This window comes from Chitinimonas sp. JJ19 (genome assembly GCF_036961565.1).
GTDB lineage: Bacteria > Pseudomonadota > Gammaproteobacteria > Burkholderiales > Chitinimonadaceae > Chitinimonas.
The window spans coordinates 1-1334 of sequence record NZ_JBAMDD010000036.1 but is presented as its reverse complement, the minus strand read 5'-3'; the positions used below and the strand labels follow the sequence as shown (position 1 = coordinate 1334).

Genomic DNA, 1334 nt, shown 5'->3' with positions numbered 1-1334 from the left:
ATTCCGTACGATCAGGGAGCACAATCATCTGGCAAGAAGTCATAGAGCGGTTCGAGCAGCAAGCACCCGGCGCAATGATGGCGCATCTGGCGTTGGACCAAGCACTGCCGGCCTGTTGGATCGACGAGGTGTTCCAGGCGCATCGGCAACGGCAGTACCCGCGCGAACTGCTGTTCTCCAGCGTAGTGGAACTGATGCTGCTGGTCACTCTGGGACTGCGACCTTCGCTACACGCGGCAGCACGCAAAATGGCCCAGCGGCTACCTGTGTCGCTGGCTGCGCTGTATGCCAAAGTGCAGCGTACCGAGCCTGCAGTCCTACGCGCGCTGGTGCAAGGCAGTGCCCAGCGCTTGGGGCCGCTGGTGGATGGCCTGTCCAAGCGACAGAGCCTGCCGGGCTGGCAGTTACGGGTATTTGACGGCAACCACCTGCCTGCCAGCGAGAAGCGGCTGGGGGCCTTGCGCGGATTCCGCGGCGCAGCACTCCCAGGCCACACATTGGTGGTATACGACCCAGACAACGCACTGGTGTGCGACATCGTGGCGTGCGAGGACGCGCACGAGAGCGAACGCACGGGCGCGGCGGCGCTGATTGAGCGAGCGCAGGCGCAGCAGGTGTGGATCGGCGACCGGCACTTCTGCACCCAGGCGATTCTGCAAGGGCTGGCCGAGCGTGGCGCGAGCTGCATCGTGCGCGAGCATGCGCGCCATCCTCGATTGCGCGCGAGCGGGCCGTGGAGTGAACCCACCGAGATCGAAACCGGGTATCTGCGCGAGCAGACCATCGAGCTGGCCGAACCGCAGGAGAGCGTGCTGCGGCACTGGCGGCGCATTGAGCTCACACTGCACACGCCGACCGAGTCTGGTGATCAAGCTATCGTGCTATGGAGCAACCTGCCGCCCGAGATCGACGCAGCCACCATCGCACGGCTGTACCGCATGCGCTGGCGCATTGAGGGCATGTTCCAGCGCCTGGAGTCGGTGCTGCACAGCGAGATCAAGACGCTGGGTCACCCAAGGGCGGCGCTACTCGGCTTTGCGGTGGCGGTACTGGCGTACAACGTGCTGGCTCTGCTCAAACAGCTCATCGAGCACGCACACCGCCACAGCCACCCCGAGCTGGACGTGTCCACTTATCACTTGGCAGTGGACATCGCCAGCGACTACGGGACGATGCTGCGCATGCTGCCTCCTGAGCGACTACCGTGCGCCGACGACCCTCCCCAGCAACTGCTCGAACGCCTGCTACGGCTGGCGAGCCGGATGAGTCCGAAGCAATTGGCCACTTCCAAGCGCAAGCCCAAGTCCGCTCAGGCCAAAGGCTATGTCGATGGC

At 64.5% G+C, this 1334-nt stretch carries 1 protein-coding gene; it reads left to right on the top strand.

Annotated features, from left to right (window positions below; translation table 11 throughout):
• Positions 1 to 77 precede the first annotated feature (77 nt).
• A partial coding sequence (locus V7714_RS20540; protein ID WP_335711402.1) for an IS4 family transposase occupies positions 78 to 1334 on the top strand: 1257 nt, incomplete at its 3' end.